Annotated in this window: 3 protein-coding genes; all 3 read right to left on the reverse strand. The window is 73.9% G+C overall.

All coding sequences use genetic code 11. The features are described from left to right. Nucleotides 1-632: pirin family protein (locus MXD58_RS26735; RefSeq protein ID WP_250610570.1), on the reverse strand; the 632-nt coding region annotated here is incomplete at its 3' end. Between the two features lie 71 nt (nucleotides 633-703). Beyond that, nucleotides 704-1,570 carry a prephenate dehydratase gene (locus MXD58_RS26740; RefSeq protein ID WP_248839042.1) on the reverse strand — a complete coding sequence of 289 codons (867 nt, stop codon included), beginning with the start codon at nucleotides 1,568-1,570 and terminating at the stop codon, nucleotides 704-706. Beyond that, nucleotides 1,567-1,864 (reverse strand): acetate--CoA ligase family protein (locus MXD58_RS26745; RefSeq protein ID WP_250610572.1); only part of this gene is annotated, 298 nt, incomplete at its 5' end. The genes MXD58_RS26745 and MXD58_RS26740, both read right to left, overlap by 4 nt.

Below are 1,864 nucleotides of genomic sequence, written 5' to 3' on the forward strand. Positions count from 1 at the left end.
GCCCGCGGCAGCTCGACGCTGGCCCCGGGGCGCAGCCGGGCGGCGTGCAGGGCCGCGAACCGGTTCGCGATGCGGACGGCGCCGGTGGCGTGGTGGTGGGCCAGCCCGGAGACGATCGGAACGAGGCCCGCCGCCAGCCGGCGCCCGTCGATCTCGGCCTGCTCGTAGCCGGGATCGAGACCGCGGGTGTCCGGCGCGACCCACATCTGGACGAAGCGGACCTCCTCCCCGGTGCCGTCCGCCGCTGCGGTGCCGCCCGCTGCGGTGCCGCCCGCCACGGCGGCGTTGCGCTCCGCGTGGAGGATGCCGCGCCCGGCGCTCATCCGCTGGGCGAGACCAGGCCCGATCACGCCCACCTGGCCGGCGGAGTCCTGGTGTGCCAGCGCGCCGCGCAGCACCCAGGTGACGATTTCCAGGTCCCGGTGCGGATGGGTGTCGAAGCCGCGTCCCGGCGCGACGACGTCGTCGTTGTGGACGAGGAGCACGCCGTGGTGGGTGTTGGCGGGGTCGTAGTGCCCGCCGAAGGAGAAGGAATGGCGCGAGTCCAGCCAGTCCGTTCGGGTCACCGCCCGATCGGCGGCGCGCCGGATGTCCACGCCCGAGGCGCCGTCGGTCGGCGGCGAGCCGTGCATGTGGCCTCCCAGCCCGGGGGATGAGTACAGGCGCGACCGGCCTGGTGGTGGGACCGGTGCCGTGCTGCCGGTCAGCGCCGGGGCGCGGTGCCCATGCGTTCGCGCTCCCGGTAACGGCTCGCCCGGTACACCCCGAGGATGCGGTGGTCGGCGTAGAAGGAGAGTTCCTCGAACGCGCGCGCGACGGCGGGATCCTCCGGGCTGCCCTCGACGTCGGAGAGGAACTGGGTGGCGACGAACTCCCCGTTGACCATGTAGCTTTCCAGCTTTGTCATGTTGACGCCGTTCGTCGCGAAACCACCGAGCGCCTTGTAGAGCGCGGCCGGCCGGTTGTGCACTTTGAAGACGAACGTGGTGACGATCGGGCCGATCCCGGCGGCCGCGCGCAGGTTCTCGGTGGAGAGGATGAGGAATCGGGTGGTGTTGTGCTCCTCGTCCTCCAGGTCCGCGCGCAGCACCTGCAGGCCATAGGCCTCGGCGGCGAGGCGCGAGGCGATCGCGGCGCGGCTCGGGTCGGCCGCCTCGGCGATCTCCCTGGCCGCGCCCGCGGTGTCGGCGGCGGGCACCGCGACCAGCCCGAGCGCGCGCAGCGCCGCCCGGCACTGCGCCAGCGCCTGCGGGTGGCTGTGCACCGTCTTGACCTCGTCGAGGGTGGCGCCGGGCACGGCAAGCAGCTGATGGCGCACGGGCAGGAAGTACTCGCCGATGATGTGCACCGCTGGGCGCGGCAACAGCAGGTGGATGTCGGCGACCCGGCCCGCGGTGGAGTTCTCCACGGGGAGCATCGCGAGGTCGACCGTGCCGTCCTCCAGTGCCGAGAAGCACTCGTCGAACGTCTGGTAGGGCGCCGCCTCGAAGTCCGGATAGACATCCCGGCAGGCGATGTGGGAGTTGGCCCCCGGCTCGCCCTGGAACGCGATCCTCTGGCGTGCGGTCATGGTGACGACCGTACCGGGCCGCCGGGACCGGCCGCTCCGGGCGGGTCCGCGGGCAGCAGGCGGACGCCGGCATGCAGCACCACCACGCCCCGGCGCCCCACGAGCACCGGGTCGAGCAGGACCTCGCCGATGCCCGGTACCTCCTCGGCGAGGCGGGCGAGGCGGTGCAGCAGGTCGGCCAGCGCCCCGGTGTCGGCTCCGGGCGCCCCGGACCCGCCGACGAGCAGGACGCTGCCGCGGATCGAGCGGATGAGGCCGTCCGCGTCGAGGTCGGTCAGGGGCAGCGTGCGGGCC

Origin of the sequence: Frankia sp. AgKG'84/4, assembly GCF_023242965.2 — a bacterium.
Classification (GTDB): Bacteria; Actinomycetota; Actinomycetes; order Frankiales; family Frankiaceae; genus Frankia.